Origin of the sequence: Burkholderia contaminans, from assembly GCF_029633825.1 — a bacterium.
GTDB classification, from domain to species: domain Bacteria; phylum Pseudomonadota; class Gammaproteobacteria; order Burkholderiales; family Burkholderiaceae; genus Burkholderia; species Burkholderia contaminans.
On the sequence record NZ_CP090640.1, the window covers coordinates 1,416,906 to 1,443,075 of the forward strand.

The following is a 26,170-nucleotide window of genomic DNA, read 5'->3' on the forward strand; positions in this document are numbered from 1 at the left end:
CGCTGCATCCGCGGAGAGACCGACGATGATCACCCGTACCGACTGGCCCTATCCGCGCGTCGTCGCTCATCGCGGCGGCGGCACGCTCGCGCCGGAGAACACGCTTGCCGCGCTCGACGAGGGCGCGCGGCGCGGTCACCGGATGGTCGAGTTCGACGCGAAGCTGTCGGCCGACGACGTGACGTTCCTGCTGCACGACGACACGGTCGACCGGACCTCGAACGGCCACGGAGCGGCGGCGGGCATGCGTTATGCGGCGCTGGCCGCGCTCGACGCGGGCGCGTGGCGCGATGCGCGCTTCGCGGGCGAACGGATGCCGACGCTCGCGGCGGCCGCGGCGCGCTGCATCGCGCACGGGCTGGCCGCGAACGTCGAGATCAAGCCGTGCCCGGGGCGCGAGCGCGAAACGGGGCGGCGCGTGGCCGCCGACGCGGCCGCGTACTGGCACGATGCCGCTGTGGCGCCGCTGCTGTCGTCATTCTCGTTCGACGCATTGCAGCAGGCGCGCGCGACCGTGCCGGGCCTGCCGCGCGGGATGCTCTACGAAGTCGTGCCGGACGACTGGCATGCGCAGGTGATCGATGCGCTGGACTGCGTATCGTTGCATGCAGACCACATCCGGCTCGACGAATCGCTCGTGCGCGCGATCAAGGCTGCCGGGCTGCGCATCCTGGTTTACACGGTGAACGACCTCGAACGGGCACGCGAACTCGCGCGCTGGGGCGTCGATGCCGTCTGCACGGACCGCATCGACCTGATCGCACCCGATGCGCTGGACGACATCGAGGTCGTCTGATGGCCCGGGCCACGGCGTGAGCCGCGCCAGGGCCCGGCGAAACCCTTGCGCGGAACGTGCCTGACGCGAAAAAACGACGCCCCGACGGGATTTCCGCCGGGGCGTTTTGCATCGTGGAGACGTTACGCCAGGAAAAATCCGCTACAAATTGCAGCAGGATTAACCATTCCCCAAATATTCGACTACGCTTAGAAGCGGTAGCCGACGTTCAGGTACGTGACGATCGGGTTCAGCGAGATGTGGGCCTTCGACGTTTCCGTCAGTGTGCCGACCGGCGTTCGGCGGGCCGTCGTAAAGGTCGCCGTCACGCTGACCGGGATGTACGAGAGCGACAGGCCTGCGAACCAGTGCTTCGTGAAGTTGTACGTGAAGCCGGCGTTGAAGACAGGCGCCCACTGGTTGCTGGTCGTAGCGCTGGTCGGGCCGCCGAGCACGCCGTTCTCGAAGCTGCTGTTCGTGATCTTTGCACCGGTGAACCAGACGTACGTCGCGCCGATGCCGACATACGGACGGAACTTCGCGTTGGCGTCGTTGAAGTGGTAGCGCAGCAGTACGGCGGGGCTCCACTGGTACGCACGGCCGAGTACGCCGAATCTTTCGAACTGACCCTTGCCGGTAATGTCGAACTTCGGCGGTATCCCCATAACGAGCTCGGTGGAGATATGGTCGGTGATGAAGTAGCCCGTTGCGAGCCCAAGCGTATCAGCGTCGTTGATGCCGGCACCGGTGTTGGGAATCGATTGGTTGATGGGCGTGCCGCCTACGCCGTAGACGAACAGCGGGTCGCTGCTGTCCTGCGGCGCGAGGTGGAACCAGCCGGTGCTGACGTAGAAATCACCTGCGGATTGTGCATGTGCCGTACCGCCCGCAAACGTGAATGCGAGCGCTGCGGCCCCCGTAATGGCCAGTTTTCGTTTCATTGTGTCTCCTCCGATCAAAGGCGTGCTCATTATGACGACTGCGTTTAAAACCAAACAAGCTCGTAAGTTAGAGTTTTCTCCCTAGGTTTCGTACGACCGTACGCTTTCGCGCCCAGCGGGGACAGGGATTCAACGCAGGTGCGCATTTCGGACCCCCGGGTATTTCCTAACGCGTTCAAACGGACATTCAGCATGGCACGGTTAGCACGACTCTACGTTCCCGACCAGCCGCAGCACGTGATACTGCGCGGCCTGGATCAGCAACCCGCGTTCGTCGACGACCAGGACTACGAACTCTTCATCGATTGCCTGAAGGCCGCCGCACGCGATCATCACCTGTCGGTGCATGCCTACGTGCTGCTGCCGCGCCAGGTGCAACTGCTCGTGACGCCGAGCGACGAAGCGAGCCTGCCGAAAGCGATGCAGGCCGTCGGCCGTCGCTACGTCGCGCATTTCAACCGGCGCTACTCGCGGCGCGGCACCCTGTGGGAAGGCCGCTATCGCGCGACCGTGATCGAAGGCGAGCGCTATTTCCTGCTCGCGAGCCGCGTGGTCGAGATGAGCCCGGTGCGCGCGCAGCTCGTCGCGACGCCCGAGGCCTATCGCTGGTCGAGCTACCGGCACCACGTCGGGCTCACCGTCGACAGCCTGATCACCGACCATCCGCTCTACTGGGCGCTCGGCAATACGCCGTTCGACCGCCAGCGCGCGTACAAGGAGCTGTGCGAACAGCCGCTCGACGAGCGGCAGGCCGACCAGCTGCAGCAGGCGACGTTGAAGGGCTGGGTGCTCGGCGGCGAGAATTACCGCGAGTGGGCGGCGCGTACCGCGAACCGGCGCGTGTCGCCGCTGCCGCGCGGACGCCCCAGAAAGGTGCGTGAAAACACGCCGCCGATCCAGCAGTAACGCAGGAACGGCGGTTCAGGAGGCGGCGCTGCGGGCGCCGCTTCTTTTTGCACCAAAACGATACGACCCCAATAAAACAGCACCAGATCGATGCGTTCGTTTAATTGGGGTTCGATCAAGCGGTTTTTGTTGCTATTCCTTTGATTCGTCGCGTATATTCCGAATTCCGGTGGCCCGGGCGAAGCATGCCCATCCACTGTCGGCCGTGCCGTCTCCCGTCGGGAGCGGGATCGACGGCAACAAGAAAATGGTTCAACGGCCTCCAGGCCCCCTTTACGACGGTGTCCCCATGAACGACCACCAGCAGCCGCTCGCCGCGGTGCCCGCCGCACAAGGTCTGTACGACCCGCAAAACGAACACGACGCCTGTGGTGTCGGCTTCGTCGCTCACATCAAGGGCAAGAAGAGCCACGAGATCATCCAGCAGGGTCTGAAGATCCTCGAGAACCTCGATCACCGTGGCGCGGTCGGCGCCGATCCGCTGATGGGCGACGGCGCGGGCATCCTGATCCAGATTCCGGACGCGTTCTATCGCGAGGAAATGGCGAAGCAGGGCGTGAATCTGCCGCCGGCCGGCGAATATGGGGTCGGCATGATCTTCCTGCCGAAGGAAAACGCGTCGCGTCTCGCGTGCGAGCAGGAGCTCGAGCGGACGGTGAAGGCCGAAGGCCAGGTGGTGCTCGGCTGGCGCGACGTGCCGGTCGACCATGCGATGCCGATCTCGCCGACGGTCAAGGCGAGCGAGCCGCTGATCCGCCAGATCTTCATCGGCCGCGGCAAGGACATCATGGTGACGGACGCGCTCGAGCGGAAGCTGTACGTGATCCGCAAGACCGCGAGCCACCGCATCCAGGCGCTGAAGCTCAAGCACGGCAAGGAATACTTCGTGCCGTCGATGTCGGCGCGCACGATCGTCTACAAGGGGCTGCTGCTGGCGGGCCAGGTCGGCGTGTACTACCGCGACCTGCAGGACGCGCGCGTCGTGTCGGCGCTCGCGCTCGTGCACCAGCGCTTCTCGACCAACACGTTCCCGGCGTGGGAACTGGCTCACCCGTACCGGATGATCGCGCATAACGGCGAGATCAACACCGTGAAGGGCAACGTGAACTGGCTGAACGCGCGTACCGGCGCGATCGCGTCGCACGTGCTCGCCGACGACCTGCCGAAGCTGTGGCCGCTGATCTACCCGGGCCAGTCGGATACCGCATCGTTCGACAACTGCCTCGAACTGCTGGTGATGGCCGGCTACCCGCTCGTGCATGCGGTGATGATGATGATCCCGGAAGCGTGGGAACAGCACACGCTGATGGACGAGAACCGCCGCGCGTTCTACGAATACCACGCCGCGATGATGGAGCCGTGGGACGGCCCGGCCGCGATCGCGTTCACCGACGGCCGCCAGATCGGCGCGACGCTCGACCGTAACGGCCTGCGCCCGGCGCGCTACATCGTGACCGACGACGACCTCGTCATCATGGCGTCCGAAGCCGGCACGCTGCCGATCCCCGAATCGAAGATCGTCAAGAAGTGGCGCCTGCAGCCGGGCAAGATGTTCCTGATCGACATGGAACACGGCCGCATCATCGACGACAAGGAACTGAAGGACAATCTCGCGAACGCGAAGCCGTACAAGAGCTGGATCGACGCGGTGCGCATCAAGCTCGACGAGATCGAGCCGAAGGCCGAGGAAGTCGCGGCCGGCCGCACGCAGGGCGCTGCGCTGCTCGACCGCCAGCAGGCGTTCGGCTATACGCAGGAAGACCTGAAGTTCCTGATGGCGCCGATGGCGCAGCAGGGCGAAGAGGCCGTCGGTTCGATGGGCAACGACTCGCCGCTCGCGGTGATGTCGAACAAGAACAAGACGCTCTATCACTACTTCAAGCAGCTGTTCGCGCAGGTCACGAACCCGCCGATCGACCCGATCCGCGAGAACATGGTGATGTCGCTCGTGTCGTTCATCGGCCCGAAGCCGAACCTGCTCGACACGAACAACATCAACCCGCCGATGCGTCTCGAAGTGTCGCAGCCGGTGCTCGACTTCAAGGACATCGCGAAGATCCGCGCGATCGACCAGTACACGGGCGGCAAGTTCAGCGCGTACGAACTGAACATCTGCTACCCGGTCGCCTGGGGCAAGGAAGGCATCGAGGCGCGTCTCGCGTCGCTGTGCGCGGAAGCCGTCGACGCGGTGAAGTCGGGCTACAACATGCTGATCGTGTCGGACCGCAAGACGGACGCCGAGCACGTCGCGATTCCGGCGCTGCTCGCCACGTCGGCGATCCACACGCACCTCGTCCAGCAAGGGCTGCGCACGAGCACGGGCCTCGTCGTCGAGACGGGCTCCGCGCGTGAGACGCACCACTTCGCGCTGCTCGCGGGCTACGGCGCGGAAGCCGTGCACCCGTACCTCGCGATGGAAACGCTCGCGAAGATGGCCGAAGGCCTGCCGGGCGACCTGTCGCCGGAGAAGGCCGTCTACAATTTCACGAAGGCGGTCGGCAAGGGCCTGCAGAAGGTGATGTCGAAGATGGGCATCTCGACGTACATGTCGTACACGGGCGCGCAGATCTTCGAAGCGCTCGGCCTGTCGAGCGACCTCGTCGAGAAGTACTTCAAGGGCACGGCGTCGAAGGTCGGCGGCATCGGCCTGTTCGAAGTCGCGGAAGAAGCGATCCGCCTGCACCGCGACGCGTTCGGCGACAACCCGGTCCTGCGCGACATGCTCGACGCGGGCGGCGAGTACGCATACCGCGTGCGCGGCGAAGACCACATGTGGACGCCGGATTCGATCGCGAAGCTGCAGCACGCGACGCGCAGCAACTCGTACCAGACGTACAAGGAATACGCGCACCTGATCAACGACCAGACCAAGCGTCACATGACGTTCCGCGGCCTGTTCGAGTTCAAGGTCGAGCCGACCAAGGCGATTCCGATCGAAAACGTCGAGCCGGCGAAGGACATCGTCAAGCGTTTCGCGACGGGCGCGATGTCGCTCGGTTCGATCAGCACGGAAGCGCACGCAACCCTCGCGATCGCGATGAACCGGATCGGCGGCAAGTCGAACACGGGTGAAGGCGGTGAGGACGAGAAGCGCTATCGCAACGAACTGCGCGGCATTCCGATCAAGTCGGGCGAGACGCTGAAGTCGGTGATCGGCGATGAAATCGTCAGCGATATTCCGCTGAAGGACGGCGATTCGCTGCGCTCGAAGATCAAGCAGGTCGCGTCGGGCCGCTTCGGCGTCACGGCCGAGTACCTGGCATCGGCCGACCAGATCCAGATCAAGATGGCGCAGGGCGCGAAGCCGGGCGAAGGCGGCCAGCTGCCGGGCCACAAGGTGTCCGAATACATCGGCAAGCTGCGTTACTCGGTGCCGGGCGTCGGCCTGATCTCGCCGCCGCCGCACCACGACATCTACTCGATCGAGGATCTGGCACAGCTGATCCACGACCTGAAGAACGTGAACCCGAGTGCGAGCATCTCGGTGAAGCTGGTGTCGGAAGTCGGCGTCGGCACGGTCGCGGCAGGTGTCGCGAAGGCGAAGGCCGATCACGTCGTGATCGCCGGCCACGACGGCGGCACGGGTGCGTCGCCGCTGTCGTCGGTCAAGCACGCAGGCACGCCGTGGGAACTCGGCCTCGCCGAAACGCAGCAGACGCTGGTGCTGAACCGCCTGCGCGGCCGCATCCGCGTGCAGGCCGACGGCCAGATGAAGACCGGCCGCGACGTCGTGATCGGCGCGCTGCTCGGCGCGGACGAATTCGGCTTCGCGACGGCTCCGCTCGTCGTCGAGGGCTGCATCATGATGCGCAAGTGCCACCTGAACACGTGCCCGGTCGGCGTCGCGACGCAGGATCCGGTGCTGCGTGCGAAGTTCAAGGGCCAGCCCGAGCACGTCGTGAACTACTTCTTCTTCGTCGCCGAGGAAGTGCGCGAGATCATGGCGCAGCTCGGCATCGCGAAGTTCGACGACCTGATCGGCCGTGCCGACCTGCTCGATACGCGCAAGGGCATCGAGCACTGGAAGGCGAAGGGCCTCGACTTCTCGCGTGTGTTCTATCAGCCGGAAGAGTGCGAGGACGTCGCGCCGCGTCACGTCGACGTGCAGGATCACGGCCTCGAGCGCGCGCTCGACCACGTGCTGATCGAGAAGGCGAAGGCCGCGATCGAGAACGGCGAGCATGTGTCGTTCATCCAGCCGGTGCGCAACGTGAACCGGACGGTCGGCGCGATGCTGTCGGGCGTGATCGCGAAGAAGCACGGCCACGACGGCCTGGCCGACGACGCGGTGCACATCCAGCTGAAGGGCACGGCCGGCCAGAGCTTCGGCGCGTTCCTCGCGAAGGGCGTGACGCTCGACCTCGTCGGCGACGGCAACGACTACGTCGGCAAGGGCCTGTCGGGCGGCCGGATCATCATCCGCCCGACCAACGACTTCCGCGGCAAGTCCGAGGAAAACATCATCTGCGGCAACACGGTGATGTACGGCGCGATCGAAGGCGAATCGTTCTTCCGCGGTGTGGCGGGCGAGCGCTTCTGCGTGCGCAACTCGGGTGCGACGGCGGTCGTCGAAGGCACGGGCGACCACGGCTGCGAATACATGACGGGCGGCACGGTCGTCGTGCTCGGCGAGACCGGGCGCAACTTCGCGGCCGGCATGTCGGGCGGTCTCGCGTACATCTACGATCCGGAAGGCACGTTCGCGGCCAAGTGCAACAAGTCGATGGTCGCGCTCGAGCCGGTGCTGCAGCAGGCCGAGCAGGAGCGCACGGTCGATCGCGCGCTCTGGCACGAAGGCACGACGGACGAAGCGCTGCTCAAGGGGCTCGTCGAGCGTCATTTCCAGTTCACGGGTTCGCCGCGCGCGAAGTCGCTGCTGGAAAACTGGGACGCGGCGCGCCGCCAGTTCGTGAAGGTGTTCCCGCACGAATACAAGCGCGCGCTGGGCGAGATCGGTGCGAAGAAGGCGGCGAAGGAAGAACTGGCCGCCTGAGCGACGAACGACTTAGCGAATGCCGCGCGCGCATGACTGCCGCGCGCGGCTCCCCCACCCGATACACCGAACAGAAGAGCACCTTATGGGCAAGGCAACCGGTTTTCTGGAGTTCGAACGCCGCCACGAGGCGTACGAAGCACCGCTCACGCGCGTGAAGCACTACAAGGAATTCGTCGCGGCACTGACCGACGCGGACGCGAAGGTCCAGGGCGCGCGCTGCATGGATTGCGGCATCCCGTTCTGCAACAACGGCTGCCCGGTCAACAACATCATTCCGGACTTCAACGATCTCGTTTACCGCCAGGACTGGCAGCAGGCGATCGAAGTCCTGCATTCGACCAACAACTTCCCGGAATTCACGGGCCGCATCTGCCCGGCGCCGTGCGAGGCAGCGTGCACGCTCGGGATCAACAACGACCCGGTCGGCATCAAGTCGATCGAGCACGCGATCATCGACAAGGCCTGGGCGGAAGGCTGGGTGAAGCCGCTGCCGGCCGAGCACAAGACGGGCAAGAAGGTCGCGGTCGTCGGCTCGGGACCCGCGGGCCTCGCCGCCGCGCAGCAGCTCGCGCGTGCCGGCCACGACGTGACGGTGTTCGAGAAGAACGATCGTGTCGGCGGCCTGCTGCGTTACGGGATCCCCGACTTCAAGCTCGAGAAGTGGCTGATCGACCGCCGCATGCGCCAGATGGAAGCGGAAGGCGTGACGTTCCGCACCAGCGTGTTCATCGGCAAGGATCCGCTGCCCGAGTCGATCGGCAGTCTCGCGAAGGAAACCATCTCGCCGGACACGCTGAAGGAAGAATTCGACGCGGTCGTGATCGCCGGCGGTTCGGAAACGCCGCGCGATTTGCCGGTGCCGGGCCGCGAGCTCGCGGGCGTGCATTTCGCGATGGACTTCCTGCCGCAGCAGAACCGCGTGAACGCGGGCGACAAGCTCGTCGACCAGCTGCTCGCGAAGGGCAAGCACGTGATCGTGATCGGTGGTGGCGACACGGGTTCGGACTGCGTCGGCACGTCGAACCGTCATGGCGCGAAGCAGGTCACGCAGTTCGAGCTGCTGCCGCAGCCGCCGGAAGAGGAAAACAAGCCGCTCGTGTGGCCGTACTGGCCGATCAAGCTGCGCACGTCGTCGTCGCATGAAGAAGGTTGCGAGCGCGACTGGGCGGTCGCGACGAAGCGTCTCGAAGGCAAGAACGGCAAGGTCGAGAAGCTGATCGCGGTGCGCGTCGAGTGGAAGGACGGCAAGATGCAGGAAGTGCCGGGCTCCGAGTTCGAAATGAAGGCCGACCTCGTGCTGCTCGCGATGGGCTTCACGCAGCCGGCGGCACCGGTGCTCGAGGCATTCGGCGTCGCGAAGGATGCGCGCGGCAATGCGCGTGCGGCGACCGAAGGCGATCGTTCGTACTACACGTCGGTCGACAAGGTGTTCGCGGCGGGCGACATGCGCCGCGGCCAGTCGCTCGTGGTGTGGGCGATCCGCGAAGGCCGTCAGTGCGCGCGCTCGGTCGATGCGTACCTGATGGGGCATTCGAACCTGCCGCGTTAAGCGCGGGTCGGTAGCCGTCGTAGAAACCGGGCGTCCGAAAGGGCGCCCGGTTTTTTTCATTTCTGAAGCAGCGGGGGCTTGCGAGCTTGTCCGGCTGGGGCAACCGTCTGCCCGTAGCTCGCAAGTTGCTCGTTGCAATCGATCATCGCGGTGTATCGGGTTTCGGCGACGCGCAGTGGGAATTCCCATACGCCCAGCTTCCACGCGTGATACTGCGGCGCACCGTCGAACCGGATGCTGCCCGGTGGTACTCCATGTTCCCCAAGACGCAGCAGGACCTTTTCTCGCAGCTTATCGAGAGACATGTCGGGACAACTGCCTTCCGTTCTTTCATACCGGGAAGTTGCGACGATGCCGAACAGCAGCGTGTAGGCGCAGATCACTGCGACAACTAGCCCAAGAACTAGTTTGAGAACGCCGCGCACGACTTTGGAAATCATGAATTGCTCGATATAGGCGCAAACAACTTGCGAGGTGCCCGGGCAGCCAAGTGGCTGGAACTGCCCGGGAGCATGTTAGCGGGGTGGCCGCATCAATCCACCGAGCGATGGCCTGTGGACTGCCTGCGGGGGATGTACGCCTGCATTCTTGACAGGTCGTTGGCCTGAGAACGAGAGCTTTTTTTCACCGAAAAAATTAATTTGATAGTCCTTGTGTCCCAAGATGGAACCGAGTTTGGCCAGAAATGTTGTCGCAGCCTCCTGCAAGAACGGTCGGTTGGAAGGATCTGCATCGAACTTGTCGGGATTGAGTGAGTAGTAGCCGTCAAACCGATATGTATCGTCTTCAAGCATCACAAGCGTGCCACGTATCCTGCCGGATACTCGCCCAAAGACTGAGGCGCTCCAGAGATCTTGTGTCCCGTGACTGAAAATGTTGGTGCTGAAAGCAGTGTCGAACGAATAGACACCAGGGCCATATCCTGGATTTTCAATGGCCTTCGTTATTTCTCTGAAATCGGCGACGCCCATTTTTAAATTTAGTGATTCAATGTTAACGGTTCGTTGGGTTCCGTCTCCGTGTATCCAATGATTTATTGCTTCGACGAACATCAGTGGATTGCCATACGATTCGAATGTGCTCGTTGGAGGGATGCCGTGTGACTGACCAACATATATGCCAAATAGAGCGGTGATGTTGGCATATTGTCCGGGTTCGAAGTTGAACCCGTATTGGTTGGCGCCGGGTAGATGTTTGTAGCCGCCGATGGCCAGCCACGGAGTGAAGCCGCCAACCAGTGTTAGCTGATTGCGCCAGAATTTTGTGTCGTTGCTGCCGAAGATCTGGAGATGCTTGAGAAACATCTCGGTAGTGCGGACCATGTTTCCCGTGTTTGCAAAATGCAGCATGAAATTCGATGTGCAATATTCATTGAAGCAAACGGTAGGCGCTGGAATCCCGGCGCCAGGGTTAGCGCCGGGAATCTCATTTACCTTGATGCCGAAGTCACCAAAATTGAAGTCTGGGGGCCTGGATGTTGTGATCGTGATCGGGGGGAGAACATTACTTTGACCCATGGCGGCTGTGTGTTTGAGTAGCGCGCCAAATGGAAGTGCGGTTGACGCAAACAGAAGGCGCCGCCGCATCAAAGACTGTTGGTTTTCTTCCGATGGCCGAGTTACATGTTTCAGAGGATTGCGCTGCGTCATTTCATATCCCGTGCAGTGGTTAAATTGAACTGTCGATTCGCATGCCTTAAGACTGCGACAGTCATTTTTTTCTGAGCGATCTGCAAGAAATTTGTACACCACCGTTCGCGACGGAGTCGTCCGAAATGCTTTTGCAAAGCGATATCAAGAAAGGACCCGTGAGGAGGCGCGACGGCTTTCCTTATCCCGGAATTGACCCGAAACCCGCGCCGGCAGAGGAGATTCCGACGAAGTGCGGTCGATAGGCCTATCAGCTACCGCCGCATATCCTCCCGGTACGCGTGACGAAATCCGGACGTAGAGACGTTCCCATCGGCATACCGCGGTTGGGACAGCAATGTGTCAAACGGTCACAGGATTGATTAAATTGAGAGAGCATCGACGCCGCTCCACTTGGAAGGGATGGAACGTTTAATCGATGCGTCGCATCCTTTCAATTTGTAATTTCTCTTGTAAGTTGTCATATCATGTCGCCCCTCCGGTCGCATTCGCGCGGCCGCCTCACATGACCGACCCTATTTACAAGGATTCTGGATGGAAGCACTCGTGCAAGGGCTGATCGACGCCGTCAACGGCGTGTTGTGGAACTACGTGCTGATCGCGCTGCTGCTTGGCGTAGGCCTGTGGTTCACGTTGCGGTTCCGGATGATCCAACTGAAGGCGTTGTTGCTCAGCGTGAAGCTGGTCGGCAGCAAGGGCGAGCCGGGCAGCATCTCGTCGTTCCAGGCGTTCGCGACCGGGCTCGCGAGCCGCGTGGGCACCGGCAACATCGCCGGCGTCGCGGTTGCGCTGACGGTTGGCGGGCCCGGCGCGATCTTCTGGATGTGGATGACGGCGCTGGTCGGGATGTCGTCCGCGTTCGTCGAGGCGACGCTCGCGCAGATCTTCAAGGTGTCGCACCCGGACGGCAGCTATCGCGGCGGCCCTGCGTACTACATCCAGACGGGCCTGCGCTCGCGCGGCTTCGGCGTGCTGTTCTCGCTGTCGCTGATCCTCGCGTTCGGCTTCGTGTTCAATGCGGTGCAGGCCAACGCGATCGCCGATGCGTTCGACACGTCGTTCGGCTGGAGCCGCGCGAGCGTCGGTCTCGGGCTCGTACTGCTGACCGCGCCGATCATCTTCGGCGGGATCCGCCGGATCGCGGCGGTTGCACAGGTGATCGTGCCGGTGATGGCGATCGGCTACCTCGCGCTGGCGGTCTATGCGGTCGCGACGCACATCGCGCTGGTGCCGGGCGTGATCGCGCTGATCGTGAAGAGCGCGTTCGGTCTCGAGCAGGCGGCGGGTGGCCTGACGGGCTATGCAGTGAGCCAAGCGGTTGCGATGGGTGTGAAGCGCGGGCTGTTCTCGAACGAGGCCGGCATGGGCAGCGCGCCGAATGCGGCGGCAACGGCCAGCACGCGGCATCCGGTCGTGCAGGGGCTGATCCAGATGCTCGGCGTGTTCGTCGACACGATCGTGATCTGCAGCGCGACCGCCTTCGTGATCCTGCTGTCGGGCCAGTACGCGCTGGGCACCGGCATGGAAGGCGCGGCGCTCACGCAGCGCTCGATCGCGAGCCACGTCGGCGACTGGGGCGGCATCTACATGGCGTTCGCGATCTTCTTCTTCGCGTACTCGTCGGTGATCGGCAACTACGCGTATGCGGAAGGCAACGTCGAATTCATCACGAAGCGGCGCGGCGTGCTGCCGCTGTTCCGCGTCGCGGTGCTCGCGATGGTGATGTTCGGCAGCGTCGGGCAACTGCCGCTCGTGTGGGCGATGGCCGACACGAGCATGGGGCTGATGGCGATCATCAACCTGATCGCGATCCTCGCGCTCGGCAAGTACGCGCACGCGGCATGGCGCGACTATCGCCGCCAGCGCGCGGAAGGCGTGGCCGATCCGGTGTTCACGCGCAACACGATTCCGGAACTCGCGAACGTGTTGCCGATCGACGTGTGGGGCGAGCATGGCCCGTTGCCGCAGCGTCCGGTCGCGACTGATCCGACGCGCGTGCCGCGCGCGGTGGCGAGCGAGTCATGAACGGCGACCGGCTGCGCGTGTTCGTTGCGCTGATGCCCGATGCGGCATCGCGCGACGCGCTGCACGTGTTGCCGGTTACCCGGGGCGCGCGGCGTCCGCTGCCCGCGCAACTGCATGTGACGCTCGCGTTCGTCGGGGCGATCGAGCGGGTGTGCTGCGACGAACTGGCCGCGTGCCTGCCGGCGCTTGCGGCCGCGCATGCGCTGCCGTTGATGCCGGTCGAACGGATCGCGTGGTGGCCGAGCCTGCCGCGCGCACGGCTGATCGTCGCGGAACTGGCCGCCGAACCGGCGTGTGCGGCGTTGAATGCCGCGCTGTCGGCGAAGCTGCGCGAGCTCGGCGTGCCGGCCGACCGGCGGCCGTTCCGCCCGCATGTGACGCTCGCGCGGCTGCCGCACGATGCGATCGGGCAGCCGGCGCACGGCGGTGCGGTGAAGCGGCCGGTCGCGCTGCGGTTCGACGCGCTCACGCTGTTCGAAAGCCGGCTGTCGCATGAAGGCGTGTCGCATCGGCCGATCGTATCGGCGCCGATTGCGCGGGCGGATGGCGAGGCGGCGGGTTGAGCTGTTGTGGCGAGACCTGGCGATGGGCCGCCGTCATCGTTGTCATGCGTCATGCGGGTGGGTTGCCGCGCTTCGGTGACGTTGCGCGCCGCCCGGCCTGCTACCCGTAGCGCGCGAGCGTCAACCCCGACAGATCGATCTCCGGCTCTCGCCCGGTGACGAGATCCGCCACCACCTTCCCCGACCCCATCGACATCGCCCAGCCCGTCGAGCCGTGGCCGACGTTCAGCCAGAGTCCGTCGATCCCGCTCGCGCCCAGCAGCGGCGGCCCGTCGGGCGTCATCGGCCGGCGGCCGACCCAGAAGCGTGCCGATGCCCGATCGGCCGCGTGCGGGAACCAGTCGTCGAGCACCTTCATCAGCGTATCGAGCGCCTGCTGGCGCAGCGCCGCGTGCCGGTTGCCGAGTTCCGCGGTACCCGCGACGCGCAGCGTCGGGCCGAAACGCGTGATCGCCGTCTTCAGCGATTCGTCCATCAGCGCGGCGTGTGGCGATTTTTCGTCGTCGACGACGGCGAGCGTCGCCGAGTAGCCCTTCACCGGATACAGCGGCACGTCGATGCCGTGCGGCCGCAGCAGGCCGGCGCTGTCGACGCCGAGCGCGACGACGATCGCATCGGCCGCAAGCCGCGCGTCGCGGTGCTGGCCGCCGGCGTTCGATGCGTGCGGATGCGGTCCGCCGTCCTCGCCGCCGTTGCCGTTGCCGACGATTCGCACGCCGCGCACCCGGCCGGCTTCAACGTCGAGCGCCTGCACTCCCGTGCGAAAGCGGAACGTCACGCCGTTGGTTTCGCACAGCGCCCGCAGTTCGCGCGTGAAGCGTGCGCAGTCGCCGGCTTCGTCGTCGGGCAGGTAGATGCCGCCGACGGGCGCCTGTCGTGCCCACCGCAAGCCCGGCTCGATTGCCGTGCAGCCGGCCGCGTCGAGTTCGCGAAACGCGATGCCGGCGTCGCGCAGCACCTTCAGCGCGGGCTGCACCATCTCGACGTCGAACGCGCCGCGCAGCAGTTGCAGGTAGCCGCGGCTCGCGCCGTAGTCGAACGGATGGCTGTCGCGAAACGCATGCAGGCACGCGCGGCTGTAATACGCGACGCGTTGCATCCGCTGCTTGTTCACGCGAAACCGCTCGAATTCGCATTCGCGCAGCCAGCGCGCGATCCAGCGCCACTGCGCGGCGTCGAGCGTCGGCCGGAAAATCAGCGGCGAAGCGGGCTTGAACAGGTACTTGAGGATCTTGCCGGGCATCCCCGGCGCGGCCCATGGCGTCACGTAGCCGGGCGCGATCACGCCCGCGTTGCCGAGGCTCGTCGCCTGCGCGACATCGGACTCGCGCTCGATCACGGTGACGTCGCAGCCTGCTTCGCGCAGGTGCCAGGCGGTGGTGACGCCGATCACGCCGGCGCCGAGAACGATCACGTGCATGCGGTTTCCGGAATGAAGAGGCCGCTCACGACGCGACGGCCGGGCCGTCGACGAGCGACTTGCCGCGCGTTTCCGGCAGCACGAGCGCGGCGACGATCACGAGCAGGTAGCCGCCGCCCGCCACGAGGCCGATCGCCTTCACGAGCGACATCGACTGCGACAGCGAGCCGACGAGGATCGGGAAGAACGAACCGAGCCCGCGCCCGAGGTTGTAGCAGAAGCCCTGGCCCGAACCGCGGATCGCACCCGGATACAGCTCCGAAAGATAAGCCCCGATGCCCGCGAAGATCCCCTGCACGACGATGCCGAGCGGGAAGCCGAGCAGCAGCATCGCGGTATCGGTGATCGGCAGCATCGTGTACGCCATGCCGAGCGAGAACGAGCCGATCGCGAACAGGATGAACGACGCGCGGCGGCCGAGCCGGTCGGACAGGATCGCGCCGACCACGTAGCCGACGAACGAGCCGACGATCAGCACGACGAGATAGCCGCTCGTGTTGAACACCGACAGGTGGCGGACGGTTTTCAGGTAGGTGGGCAGCCACGTCGTGATCGCGTAGTAGCCGCCGAGCATCCCGGTGCACAGCGCGCTGCCGAAAAGCGTCGCGCGCAGGTGTGGCAGCGAGAAGATCTCGAGGAAGTGGCCCGACACGCGACCTTCGTCGCGCGCGCGGCGGGTGGCCGTGTAAACGTCGGGATCGGTGACGTTGCGGCGGATGTACAGGATCCACAGCGCGGGCACGATGCCGATCCAGAAGCACGCACGCCACGCGACCTGCTCGGGCAGCAGCGCGAAGAACGCCCAGTAGAGGATCGCGGCCGCCCCCCAGCCGAACGACCAGCTGCTCTGCACGGTGCCGACCGCCTTCCCGCGATGCTCGGGGGAGCGAATCGTCTCGGCCATCATGATCGTCACGACCGACCATTCGCCGCCGAAGCCGAAGCCCTGCAGCGTGCGTGTCGCGAGCAGTTGCCAGAACGAATGGGTGAAACCGGACAGGCAGGTGAACAGCGCGAACGTCGCGATCGTCCACTGCAGCACGCGTACGCGGCCGTAGCGGTCGGCGAGGATGCCGGCGACCCAGCCGCCGAGCGCCGACGAGATCAGCGAGCTCGTCGCGATCATCCCGGCCTCGCTCTTCGTCATGCCCCAGGTGGCGATCAGCGTCGGAATCAGGAACGAATAGATCATGAAGTCGAACGCATCGACCGCGTAGCCGCCGAAGCCGGCGTACAGCGTCCTGCGCTCGCGCGTCGACAATTCGTTGAACCACTGGAATGCCTGCATGCTTGCCGCCCCCTCTTTTGTCTCGTCTCGCGCTGCCGTCTGGCGGCTATTTTACGGGCGGGATGCGGGGTGCCAAAAAGGCGGGTGCGGGTGTGTGGCGGCGCAACGAACGGTGAGGGCGGTGCGCGTGCGTTCGGGGAAAGCGTGATGGCCCGATCCGTTCGCGCTCGGGCGCCATGCAGGCCCGGGCAACGGTGTGACGGCCCGTGCGCCGGCACGGCGCGCAAGCCCTTGCTTCAGAGCGTCAGGCCACCGTCGACATGAATGACCTGGCCGGTAATTTGTCGCGCGGCGTCCGACAGCAGGAACGCGATCAGCGCGGCGACGTCGTCGGGTTCGGCGATCCGGCCGAGCGGTGTCGCCTGTTCGGCCTGCGCCCACGCGGCGGCGTTGCCGGCGCTCGGCCCGTGGTCCTTGCGCGTGAAGCCGGGCGCGACCGCGTTGACGGTGATGCCGCGCGCGGCGAATTCGGCAGCGGCGGAGCGCACGAGCGATTCGAGCGCGGCCTTCGCTGCGGCGGTGGCTGCGAACGGCGCGTCGGCGCGGTAGCGGTGCGCGACGAACGAGCTGACCGCGACGATCCGCGGCGCCACCGACGCTTCGAGAAGCGGCCGCGCGCGGCCCGCGAGCGCGGAGAACGCGCCGGGCATCGCCGCGAAGGCGGACGCGAGCGCGTCCGCGGAAAGACCGGAAAAGGACTGCCGGGCGGCGAAGCCCGCGTTGGCGACCGGTGATCGAGCCCGCCGAAGCGTGCCGCGGTTGCATCGACGAGCGACGCGGCGACGCCCGCCTCACCGAGATCGCCGGTGAGCGTGACGCATGCCGCGCCGGCCGCCGTGCACGCGTGGGCGACATCGGCAAGCCGGGCGCGCGCCGCTTCGTCCGCGCCGCGCGCGTGCAGCGCCAGCGCGATGCCGGGCGCCGCAAGCCGCCGCGCGAGCGCCGCGCCGATCCCGGAACCCGCGCCGGTGATCAGCGCAATCCGTGCGATGTGCGCGGCGCGTGCGTTCAAGCCGCGACCTTGTCGCTGTCGTTCACGCGTTCGACGTTGATTGTGCCGACGTGGAACGCGGCCAGCGATTCGCGGTGCGCGATGCTGACGATCGCGGCCTTCGGCAGCCGTTCGGCGAACAGGTGGTACAGGCGCGCTTCGTTGTCGGCGTCGAGCGCGCTGGTCGCTTCGTCGAGGAACAGGAAGTCGGGCTTGTGCAGCAGTACGCGCGCGCCGGCCAGGCGCTGCTGTTCGCCCGGCGACAGCACGCGGGTCCAGTGCGCGGTCTCGTCGAGGCGGTCGACGTAATCCTCGAGGCGGCATGCGCGCAGCGCGTCGCGGCAGGCTTCGTCGCTGAACGCGTCGGCCGTCGCCGGATAGGTGAGCGCGGCCTTCAGCGTGCCGATCGGCAGGTAGCTCGTTTGCGGCACGAACATCATCCGCGCGCCGACCGGCGCATCGATCGCGCCGTCGCCGAACGGCCACAGGCCCGCGAGCGCGCGCATGAACGTGCTCTTGCCGGAACCCGACTTGCCGACCACGAGCCAGCGCGAGCCGGGCTCGATCGTGACGCTGCCGATGGTCGCGAGCGCGTTGCCGTTCGGCAGCGCGAGCTTGAGCGACGACGTCGACAGCTTCGCGTCGTCGACGTAGTGCAGGTTGATGCCGCCGTGCTCGGTCGCGGGCGACAGGCTTTCCTTCAGGTGCGACGTGCCCATCACGCGCTTGAATTCGCGCAGACGGTTGACGGTGGCGCGCCACTCGACGAGGGTCGAGTAACTGTTGATGAACCACGAGAATGAATCGCTGACGGTGCCGAACGCGGACGAGATCTGCATCAGCACGCCGAACGAGAACGCGCCCGCGAAATAGCGCGGCGCGGCGACGACGAGCGGGAAGATGATCGCGATCTGCCCGTAGAAGCTCAGCACGAACGTGAGCCGCTTCGTGTACTTCATCACGCGCCACCAGTTGTCGCGGATGCGCGCGAAGAGGTTTTGCGCGTTGCCGGTCTCGGTCTTCTCGCCGTCGTAGAACGCGATCTGCTCGGCGTTCTCGCGCACGCGGATCAGCCCGAAGCGGAAGTCGGCCTCGACGCGCTGCTGCTGGTAGTTGATCGACACGAGCGGATGGCCGACCTTCTGGATGATCAGCGAGCCGACCACTGCGTACAGCGCGGCCGCCCACACCATGTAGCCGGGGATCGCGATCGGCGTCGCGCCGAGCGAAATCGTCAGCGCGCCGGCGAGCGACCACAGGATCGTGATGAACGACACGAGCGTGACGACCGTCGACAGCAGGTCGAGCGACAGCGCGAGCGTGGTCGTCGCGAACGACTGGAGGTCGTCGGTGATCCGCTGGTCGGGGTTGTCGGCGAGGCGGTCACGCTCGATCCGGTAGAACGCGCGATCGCCGAGCCACTGGCCGAGAAAGCGGTCGGTGAGCCACTGGCGCCAGCGGAAGCCGAGCATCTGCCGCAGGTAGCGGCCGTACACGGCGAGGATGATGAACGCGAACGCGAGCGCGGAGAATTGCATCAGCAGGTTCGGGAAGTCGTGGACGTCCTTCGACTGCAGCGCGTTGTAGAACTCCGCGTTCCACTTGTTCAGCCGGACGTTGATCCAGACCACGCAGAGGTTGATCGCGATGATCGTGACCAGCAGGCCCCACGCGATTTTCCATTCGGACGATACCCAGTAGGGCTTGATGAGGCTCCATGCGGATACCGGGCGGTCGTCCTGCGGCGCGTCGGAGGCGGAGCGGACGGGATCGATCGATTGGGTCATGTGCTTCCTGATGAGTAGCCGGCGCGCGGGCCGGGCGAAGCCGGGCGCGCGCCGCGATACGGCATGCCGGGACGCGGCGCCGACTGACGACGGGCGTCCGGATGTTCGCCCGCGCGTCTTAAACGGCACTTAAGGCCGGCGGTGACGCGGCAACCGGCCGCTCGCGCGGCCGGCCTGCGGGCATTGTGCCAGAGCGGCGCGGCACGACGGCGAATTTGCCGCAAGGGGGACAGTTTGCGGCGCTTTCCGCTTTTATGGTCTAATGGCCGACGACGAAACAGGGGTGCTTCGTGGCGCGGCCGGCAGATGTTCCGGGCAGCGCGATGAGGCTGAGAAAGACCCTTCGCACCCGATCCGGGTAATACCGGCGAGGGAAGTTTCTGATCCCGCCGGGTCGCGCTGGCTGCCATCCCACATGGTCAGCGCCCTTGTCCCGCCCGGCCGGCCTTTGCTGCCGGTTTCGTCCTTTTGGGTACGCGCCTTGCGCGTTACGGAAGGAATGATGACCGCACAATCTTCAGTCTTTTGCATGGTTTCCGGCCCGATGCCGCGTGCGTTCGCATGCGGCGGCGCGTGCGCGTCGACGCTCGTCGTGCGTGCTCGTGCGGAGGGCGCGCGATGAACGCCCGGGATTCCCGACCCGATTTCGCGGTGCTCGGCGGCGGCCTCGTCGGCCGCCTGATCGCCTGGCGGCTCGCGGGCGACGGGCACCGCGTCGCGCTTTACGAGCGCGGCGGCCCGGACGGCGAGCAGTCGGCCGCGTGGATCGCGGCCGCGATGCTCGCGCCGCTCGCGGAGGCGGCGAGCGCGGAGCTGCTGATCACCGAGCTGGGCGCCGCGTCGCTCGCGCGCTGGCCGCAGTGGCTCGCGGAACTGCCCGAACCCGTCTTCTTCCAGCGTCACGGCACGCTCGTCGTCTGGCATCACGCCGATCGCGCGGAGGCACCGCTGTTCGAGCGGCGCGTGCGTGCGAACGCGCCGGCCGACCTGTTCGACCGCGGTTTCGTGACGCTCGCCGGCGCGCAGGTCGACGCGGCCGAGCCCGTGCTCGCGGGCCGCTTCGCGCGCGGCCTGCTGCTGCCGAACGAAGGCCAGCTCGACAATCGCCGGGCGCTGCGTGCGCTCGCGGCCGGCCTCGCCGAGCGCGGCGTCGAGCTGCACTGGCACGTCACGATCGACGATGCGAACCTGCCCGCCGCGCATTTCACGATCGATTGCCGCGGGCTCGGCGCGAAACCCGCGCTGCCCGCGTTGCGCGGCATCCGCGGCGAAGTCGCGCGTGTGCACGCGCCCGGCATCGGGCTCACCCGGCCCGTGCGGCTGCTGCATCCGCGCTACCCGCTGTACATCGCACCGAAGCAGGGCGATCTCTATGTGATCGGCGCGACCGAGGTCGAGGGCGAGGACATGTCGCCCGTCAGCGTGCGCTCCGCGCTCGAACTGCTGAGCGCGGCGTTCTCCGTGCATCCGGCCTTCGGCGAGGCGCGCATCCTCGAGCTCAATGCGCAGTGCCGGCCGACGCTGCCCGATCATCGCCCGGCGGTGATCTGGGACGGCGCGTCGACGCTCGCCGTCAACGGCCTGTACCGGCACGGCTTCATGATCGCGCCGGAAGTCGCGCACGCGGCGGTTGCAGTCGCCGAAGCCGCGCTCGGCGGCGCGTTCGGCGATGCCGATGCGTTCGCCGCGTGGCGCGACGCCGAGCGCTGGCCGGCGCTCCTTCATCACCGCAACGACGCGCGCCAGCCGGCCTGACGCGTGCTGCCGACCGAATTCGACGAAGCCTCATGGATATCCAGATCAATCAACAGAACCTGACGTTGCCCGACGGCGCCACGGTGGCCGACGCACTCGCCGCGTACGGCGCGCGTCCGCCGTATGCGGTCGCGCTGAACGGCGACTTCGTCGCGCGCACGCAGCACGCGGCGCGCGCACTCGCGGCGGGCGACAAGCTCGACGTCGTGCACCCGGTCGCGGGCGGCTGAGCGCCGCCGGTTCGTCCCCGCTATTTCAGGAAAACGACATGACGTCCCTCACCTCCGCCGACGCGCTGACGCTGTACGGCGAAACCGTCGCAAGCCGCGTGCTGCTCGGCACGTCGCGCTATCCGTCGCTGCAGTCGCTGTCCGATTCGATCGCCGCGTCGCGTCCCGGGATGGTGACGGTCGCGCTGCGCCGCCAAATGACGGGCGGCACGGCCGAAGCCGGCTTCTTCGACCTGCTCAAGCGTCACGCGGTGCCGCTGCTGCCGAACACGGCCGGCTGCCAGACCGTCGCCGAAGCCGTGACGACCGCACACATGGCGCGCGAAGTCTTCGGCACCGACTGGATCAAGCTCGAACTGATCGGCGACGACTACACGCTGCAGCCCGATCCGGTCGGCCTGATCGAAGCGGCCGCACAACTGATCAAGGACGGTTTCAAGGTGCTGCCGTACTGCACCGAGGATCTGGTGATCGGCCGGCGCCTGCTCGACGTCGGCTGCGAGGCGCTGATGCCGTGGGGCGCGCCGATCGGCACGGGCAAGGGTATCGTGAACCCGTACGGCCTGCGAGTGCTGCGCGAGCGGCTGCCTGACGTGCCGCTGATCGTCGACGCGGGGCTCGGCGTGCCGTCGCACGCGTGCCAGGTGATGGAGTGGGGCTTCGACGGCGTGTTGCTGAACACCGCCGTGTCGCAGGCCACGCACCCCGAGATCATGGCGCGCGCGTTTGCGCAGGGCGTCGAGGCCGGCCGCGCCGCCTATCTCGCCGGGCCGATGGATGCGCGCGAGACCGCGCATGCGAGCACGCCGGTCGTCGGGATGCCGTTCTGGCACCAGGACGGAGGCGGCGCATGAGCGCGCGTTTCGCCGATGCATTCTGGCCGCCGGCCGACGAACTGGCCGAAGCGGCCGAACGGATTCGCGCGCGGCTCGGCGACTGGCCGCGCGGTGCTGCGCCGTGGCGGCTCTGCGTCGCGGTGCCCGATGTGCCGGCCGATGGCGACGTGCTGATCGTTTCGGCAGGCGACCGCGCTGCCCGGGCGCGCGCGTCGGCTGCGTCGCGGCCCGCGGCGCCGGGCGCGGTCGCGATCGAATTCGACGAGCAGGGCGCGGTGCTTCACACGGCGGGCGCGCGCTACGCACTCGACGCCGCGCATCCGCTCGGAGACGACTGGATCGCCGCGCTCGCGGCGTTCCTCGATTGCGGCTTCGCGCCGATCGACGCGCTGGTGCTGGCGCTGGCCTGGCGCGACGGCGATGAAACGCGCGCCGCCGATACGTGGCCGGTCGACGCCGCACAGTTCCCGCGTGTTGCCGGGCTGCCGGCCGCGCCCGAACCTGCATTCGCGCCGTGCCCCGCGCAACTCGGCCTCTATCCGGTCGTGCCGGACGCCGAATGGGTCGAGCGCGTGCTCGATTGCGGCGTGCGAACCGTGCAACTGCGTGTGAAAGGCGCGACGCCGGACGTGATGCGGCGGGAAGTCGCCCGCACGGTCGCGGCCGGGCGCCGCTATCCCGATGCGCGCGTGTTCATCAACGATCACTGGCAGATTGCCGCAGAAGAGGGTGCGTACGGCGTTCATCTCGGCCAGGAAGACCTCGAAACGGCCGATCTGGCCGCGATCGCGCGCGCGGGCCTGCGGCTCGGACTTTCGAGCCACGGTTATTACGAAATGTTGCGGGCGCTGCATGAGCGCCCGAGCTACCTCGCGCTCGGCCCCGTGTATGCGACGGCGACCAAGGCCGTTGCTGCGCCGCCACAGGGCCTCGCCCGGATCGCCCGCTATGCGCGCTTCGCGGGCGCCCGGGCGCCGCTCGTCGCGATCGGCGGGGTGGGGCTCGATGCGCTGCCGGGCGTGCTGGCAACGGGCGTCGGCAGTGTCGCGGTAGTCAGTGCGGTGACGGGCGCGACCGACTATCGGGCCGCTATTGCTGCGCTGCAGCAATGTTTTCCCGGACAATTTGACAATCATTGACCGCAGGGCCCGGAACGGCTTCACGACATCATTCCAATGCAGGCCCTATAATTCGGCGTTCTGCGTAAAAGGACTGTCAGCTCCGTGAGCCCCACTCCTACCGAGTCACTGCTGGAACTTCGCGACGTCGACTTTGGCTACGGCGACCGCCTCGTCCTGTCCAACCTGAACCTGCGCTTCGGGCGGGGGCAGGTCGTTGCGGTCATGGGCGGGTCGGGTTGCGGCAAGACGACCGTGCTGCGCCTGATCGGCGGCCTCGTGCGCGCACGCCGCGGCCAGGTGCTGTTCGACGGTGCCGATGTCGGCGCGCAAACGCGCGACGGCCTGTACGCGCTGCGCCGCAAGATGGGCATGCTGTTCCAGTTCGGCGCGCTGTTCACCGACATGTCGGTGTTCGAGAACGTCGCGTTCGCGCTGCGCGAGCACACCGACCTGCCCGAAGACCTGATCCGCGACCTCGTGCTGATGAAGCTCAACGCGGTCGGGCTGCGCGGCGCGCGCGACCTGATGCCGTCCGAGGTATCGGGCGGGATGGCGCGCCGTATCGCGCTGGCCCGCGCGATTGCGCTCGATCCGCAGCTCATCATGTACGACGAGCCGTTCGCGGGCCTCGATCCGATTTCGCTCGGCATCACCGCGAACCTGATCCGCACGCTGAACCAGGCGCTGGGCGCGACGTCGATCCTCGTCACGCACGACGTGCCGGAATCGTTCGCGATCGCCGACTACGTGTATTTCCTGGCCAACGGCGGCGTGCTCGCACAGGGCACGCCCGACGAGCTGCGCGCGTCGACCGATCCGAGCGTGCGGCAGTTCATCGACGGCGCGCCGGACGGCCCGTTCAAATTTCATTACACGAGCCCGCCGCTTGCAGCGGATTTCGGGCTCGGCGGAGGGCGCGCATGATCAGCGCGATCGGACGTTACGTCATCGGCGGCCTCGAACGCGCGGGCTACGGCACGCGGCTGTTCGTGCGCCTCGTGCTGGAGTTCTTCCCGCTGCTGCGCCGGCCGCGGCTGGTCACGAAGCAGATCCACTTCCTCGGCAACTACTCGTTCGTGATCATTGCCGTGTCGGGACTGTTCGTCGGTTTCGTGCTCGGCCTGCAGGGCTACTACACGCTGAACCGCTACGGTTCCGAGCAGGCGCTCGGCCTGCTGGTCGCGCTGTCGCTCGTGCGTGAGCTCGGGCCGGTCGTCACCGCGCTGCTGTTCGCGGGCCGCGCGGGCACGTCGCTCACGGCCGAGATCGGTCTGATGAAAGCCGGCGAGCAGCTCACCGCGCTCGAGATGATGGCGGTGGATCCGATCAAGAACGTGATCGCGCCGCGCATGTGGGCCGGCATCATCGCGATGCCGCTGCTGGCCGCGATCTTCAACGCGGTCGGCGTGCTCGGCGGTTACGTGGTCGGCGTCGTGCTGATCGGCGTCGATCCGGGTGCGTTCTGGTCACAGATGCAGGGCGGGGTCGAAGTCTGGGCCGACGTCGGCAACGGCGTGATCAAGAGCATCGTGTTCGGGTTCGCCGTGACCTTCATTGCACTGTTTCAAGGGTATGAAGCGAAGCCCACGCCCGAGGGCGTGTCGCGCGCGACCACCAAGACGGTCGTGTTCGCGTCGCTCGCCGTACTCGGCCTCGATTTCCTGCTGACCGCGCTGATGTTCAGCTAAGCCTCAGCCAAGCCAAATTTTGGGATGACGATGAAAAAGACTGCTCTCGACTTCTGGGTCGGCCTGTTCGTGGTGGTGGGCTTCCTTGCGGTGCTGTTCCTGGCCCTGAAGGTCGGCAACATGAGCTCGCTGTCGTTTCAGCCGACCTATTCCGTGAGGATGAAATTCGACAATATCGGCGGGCTGAAGCCGCGCGCGGCCGTGAAGAGCGCGGGCGTCGTGGTCGGCCGCGTGAAGTCGATCGGCTTCGACACGAATACGTACCAGGCACTTGTCACGATCGATGTCGACGGCCAGTATCAGTTCCCGAAGGATTCGTCGGCGAAGATCCTGACGTCGGGCCTGCTCGGCGAGCAATATATCGGCCTCGATCCGGGCGGTGACACCGAAATGCTGAAGTCGGGCGATACGATCACGATGACGCAATCGGCGATCGTGCTCGAGAACCTGATCGGCCAGTTCCTGTACAGCAAGGCCGCCGATGCGGGCGGTGCGAAGCCTGCAGCCGGTGCGCCGGCCGCACCCGCACCGGTGGCGGTGCCGGCGTCGGCGGTGTCCGCCGCGTCCGGTTCGGCGGCCCAATAACCACACGAGAGAAAACAAGAGGGAATGACCATGCAGACGATCCGCATCAGGCAGGCCGCGCTGGCGGTAGCGGCAGTCGCCGCGTTGAGCGGCTGCGCGACCGTGCAGACGCCGACCAAGGGCGATCCGCTCGAAGGCTTCAACCGGTCGATGTACAAGTTCAACGACACGGTCGACACGTATGCGCTGAAGCCGGTCGCGAAGGGCTACCAGTACGTGGTGCCGCAGCCGGTGCGCGACAGCGTGACGAACTTCTTCTCGAACATCGGCGACGTCTACATCGCGGCGAACAACATCGTGCAGCTGCGGATTGCCGACGGCGTCGGCGACATCATGCGCGTCGTGATCAACACGGTGTTCGGCGTCGGCGGCCTGTTCGACGTCGCGACGATCGCGAAGCTGCCGAAGCACACGGCCGACTTCGGGATCACGATGGGCCGCTACGGCATGCCGTCGGGCCCGTACCTCGTGCTGCCGCTGCTCGGGCCGAGCACGCTGCGCGACACGGCGGGCCTGGGCGTCGACTACGTCGGCAACCCGCTGACCTACGTGAAGCCGGATGGCCTGAGTTGGGGCCTGTTCGGCGTCAACCTCGTCAACACGCGTTCGAACCTGCTCGGGGCGGGCGACGTGCTGGATGCCGCGGCGCTCGACAAGTATTCGTTCGTCCGTAACGCGTACCTGCAACGCCGCCAGATGCTGATCAGCAACGCGCGCGGCGAGGCGGCCGCGACGTCGAGCAACGATGCGCTGCCGAAGTACGACCTGCCGGACGACGGCGCGGCACCGGCGGCAGCCGGCGCGGCCGGTGCGGCGGGCGCAGCGGCGGTGGGCGGTGCAACGGCGCCGGCAGGCGCATCGGGCGCGGCGGTGGCCGCACCGGCTTCGGGCACGGCCGAATCGCCGAACCCGGCCAGCGAGACGAACGTGCCGGCGATGCAGGTCGCACCGCCGTCGCCGGGCGGGTTCCGCTTCCCGAGCATCCGGCTGCACTGACGGATTTACATTCGTTACAGCCGGAAACGATTCAGTCGGTAGCGTGCGCGAACTTGCGCGTAAGCTACC

At 66.4% G+C, this 26,170-nt stretch carries 20 protein-coding genes, 1 pseudogene and 1 riboswitch; of the genes and pseudogenes, 14 read left to right on the plus strand and 7 right to left on the minus strand.

Features of this window, described 5'->3' with window-relative positions:
- Positions 1-25 precede the first annotated feature (25 nt).
- Entirely contained in the window at positions 26-796 is a 771-nt protein-coding gene (gene ugpQ / locus LXE91_RS06645; protein WP_039366722.1) for a glycerophosphodiester phosphodiesterase, read from the plus strand.
- Between the two features lie 188 nt (positions 797-984).
- Here ugpQ and LXE91_RS06650 read toward each other — a convergent pair whose 3' ends face one another.
- On the minus strand, positions 985-1,716 hold the full coding sequence (locus LXE91_RS06650) for an OmpW/AlkL family protein (protein ID WP_039366719.1): 732 nt from the start codon (positions 1,714-1,716) through the stop codon (positions 985-987).
- A gap of 192 nt (positions 1,717-1,908) precedes the next feature.
- Between LXE91_RS06650 and LXE91_RS06655 the strand changes: the two genes are divergently transcribed.
- The 3 genes from LXE91_RS06655 (at position 1,909) to LXE91_RS06665 (ending at position 9,167) form a co-directional block, all read left to right on the plus strand.
- A complete protein-coding gene (locus tag LXE91_RS06655) occupies positions 1,909-2,622 on the plus strand; it encodes a transposase (protein ID WP_006477151.1) in 714 nt (237 codons plus the stop codon).
- Positions 2,623-2,911: 289 nt separating this feature from the next.
- Complete coding sequence (locus LXE91_RS06660) at positions 2,912-7,615, plus strand: glutamate synthase-related protein (RefSeq protein ID WP_039366715.1); 4,704 nt, start codon at positions 2,912-2,914, stop codon at positions 7,613-7,615.
- A gap of 85 nt (positions 7,616-7,700) precedes the next feature.
- Positions 7,701-9,167 (plus strand): glutamate synthase subunit beta, encoded by a 1,467-nt coding sequence (locus tag LXE91_RS06665; protein ID WP_039366713.1) that lies wholly within the window; start codon positions 7,701-7,703, stop codon positions 9,165-9,167.
- Positions 9,168-9,223: 56 nt separating this feature from the next.
- Here the strand turns inward: LXE91_RS06665 and LXE91_RS06670 are convergent, their stop codons facing one another.
- Together LXE91_RS06670 and LXE91_RS06675 are read right to left on the minus strand one after the other, a co-directional pair.
- A complete protein-coding gene (locus tag LXE91_RS06670) occupies positions 9,224-9,607 on the minus strand; it encodes a hypothetical protein (RefSeq protein WP_039366710.1) in 384 nt (127 codons plus the stop codon).
- A gap of 75 nt (positions 9,608-9,682) precedes the next feature.
- Positions 9,683-10,816: a lipid II-degrading bacteriocin gene (locus LXE91_RS06675; RefSeq protein WP_076841678.1), complete on the minus strand. Its 1,134-nt coding sequence runs from the start codon at positions 10,814-10,816 to the stop codon at positions 9,683-9,685.
- Between the two features lie 534 nt (positions 10,817-11,350).
- Between LXE91_RS06675 and LXE91_RS06680 the strand changes: the two genes are divergently transcribed.
- Both LXE91_RS06680 and thpR read left to right on the plus strand, forming a co-directional pair.
- Positions 11,351-12,841, plus strand: a complete 1,491-nt coding sequence (locus tag LXE91_RS06680; RefSeq protein WP_039366708.1) for an alanine/glycine:cation symporter family protein — start codon at positions 11,351-11,353, stop codon at positions 12,839-12,841.
- On the plus strand, positions 12,838-13,404 hold the full coding sequence (thpR, locus tag LXE91_RS06685) for an RNA 2',3'-cyclic phosphodiesterase (protein WP_039366704.1): 567 nt from the start codon (positions 12,838-12,840) through the stop codon (positions 13,402-13,404). Before LXE91_RS06680 ends, thpR begins: the two co-directional genes overlap by 4 nt.
- A 100-nt stretch (positions 13,405-13,504) precedes the next feature.
- On the opposite strand, the gene LXE91_RS06690 is transcribed toward thpR, so the two are convergent.
- From LXE91_RS06690 to LXE91_RS06705, 4 genes and pseudogenes are all read right to left on the minus strand, one after another.
- Entirely contained in the window at positions 13,505-14,824 is a 1,320-nt protein-coding gene (locus LXE91_RS06690) for a D-amino acid dehydrogenase (RefSeq protein WP_039366695.1), read from the minus strand.
- 25 nt (positions 14,825-14,849) lie between these two features.
- Complete coding sequence (locus LXE91_RS06695; RefSeq protein WP_039366691.1) at positions 14,850-16,112, minus strand: MFS transporter; 1,263 nt, start codon at positions 16,110-16,112, stop codon at positions 14,850-14,852.
- Between the two features lie 236 nt (positions 16,113-16,348).
- A pseudogene (locus tag LXE91_RS06700) lies at positions 16,349-17,124 on the minus strand (SDR family NAD(P)-dependent oxidoreductase).
- The gene (locus LXE91_RS06705; RefSeq protein ID WP_039366685.1) at positions 17,121-18,890 is read right to left on the minus strand and encodes an ABC transporter ATP-binding protein/permease; all 1,770 of its coding nucleotides are present in this window, start codon (positions 18,888-18,890) and stop codon (positions 17,121-17,123) included. Before LXE91_RS06705 ends, LXE91_RS06700 begins: the two are co-directional and overlap by 4 nt.
- Before the next feature lie 269 nt (positions 18,891-19,159).
- A riboswitch (TPP riboswitch) is annotated at positions 19,160-19,283 on the plus strand.
- A gap of 225 nt (positions 19,284-19,508) precedes the next feature.
- On the opposite strand from LXE91_RS06705, the gene LXE91_RS06710 reads away from it, so the two are divergent.
- From LXE91_RS06710 to LXE91_RS06745, 8 genes are all read left to right on the plus strand, one after another.
- On the plus strand, positions 19,509-20,645 hold the full coding sequence (locus LXE91_RS06710; protein WP_278068122.1) for an FAD-dependent oxidoreductase: 1,137 nt from the start codon (positions 19,509-19,511) through the stop codon (positions 20,643-20,645).
- A 32-nt stretch (positions 20,646-20,677) separates the two neighbouring features.
- Positions 20,678-20,875 (plus strand): sulfur carrier protein ThiS, encoded by a 198-nt coding sequence (gene thiS, locus LXE91_RS06715; RefSeq protein WP_039366679.1) that lies wholly within the window; start codon positions 20,678-20,680, stop codon positions 20,873-20,875.
- Between the two features lie 38 nt (positions 20,876-20,913).
- Positions 20,914-21,729 carry a thiazole synthase gene (locus LXE91_RS06720; protein WP_039366676.1) on the plus strand — a complete coding sequence of 272 codons (816 nt, stop codon included), beginning with the start codon at positions 20,914-20,916 and terminating at the stop codon, positions 21,727-21,729.
- Positions 21,726-22,850, plus strand: a complete 1,125-nt coding sequence (gene thiE, locus LXE91_RS06725; protein WP_278068123.1) for a thiamine phosphate synthase — start codon at positions 21,726-21,728, stop codon at positions 22,848-22,850. The genes LXE91_RS06720 and thiE overlap by 4 nt, the downstream gene beginning before the upstream one ends.
- Positions 22,851-22,934: 84 nt before the next feature.
- Entirely contained in the window at positions 22,935-23,756 is an 822-nt protein-coding gene (locus tag LXE91_RS06730) for an ABC transporter ATP-binding protein (protein ID WP_039366673.1), read from the plus strand.
- Entirely contained in the window at positions 23,753-24,520 is a 768-nt protein-coding gene (gene mlaE / locus LXE91_RS06735) for a lipid asymmetry maintenance ABC transporter permease subunit MlaE (protein WP_039366670.1), read from the plus strand. Before LXE91_RS06730 ends, mlaE begins: the two co-directional genes overlap by 4 nt.
- Before the next feature lie 24 nt (positions 24,521-24,544).
- On the plus strand, positions 24,545-25,105 hold the full coding sequence (mlaD, locus tag LXE91_RS06740) for an outer membrane lipid asymmetry maintenance protein MlaD (protein ID WP_039366668.1): 561 nt from the start codon (positions 24,545-24,547) through the stop codon (positions 25,103-25,105).
- A gap of 30 nt (positions 25,106-25,135) precedes the next feature.
- Positions 25,136-26,101, plus strand: a complete 966-nt coding sequence (locus LXE91_RS06745; protein WP_039366809.1) for an MlaA family lipoprotein — start codon at positions 25,136-25,138, stop codon at positions 26,099-26,101.
- Positions 26,102-26,170 lie beyond the last annotated feature (69 nt).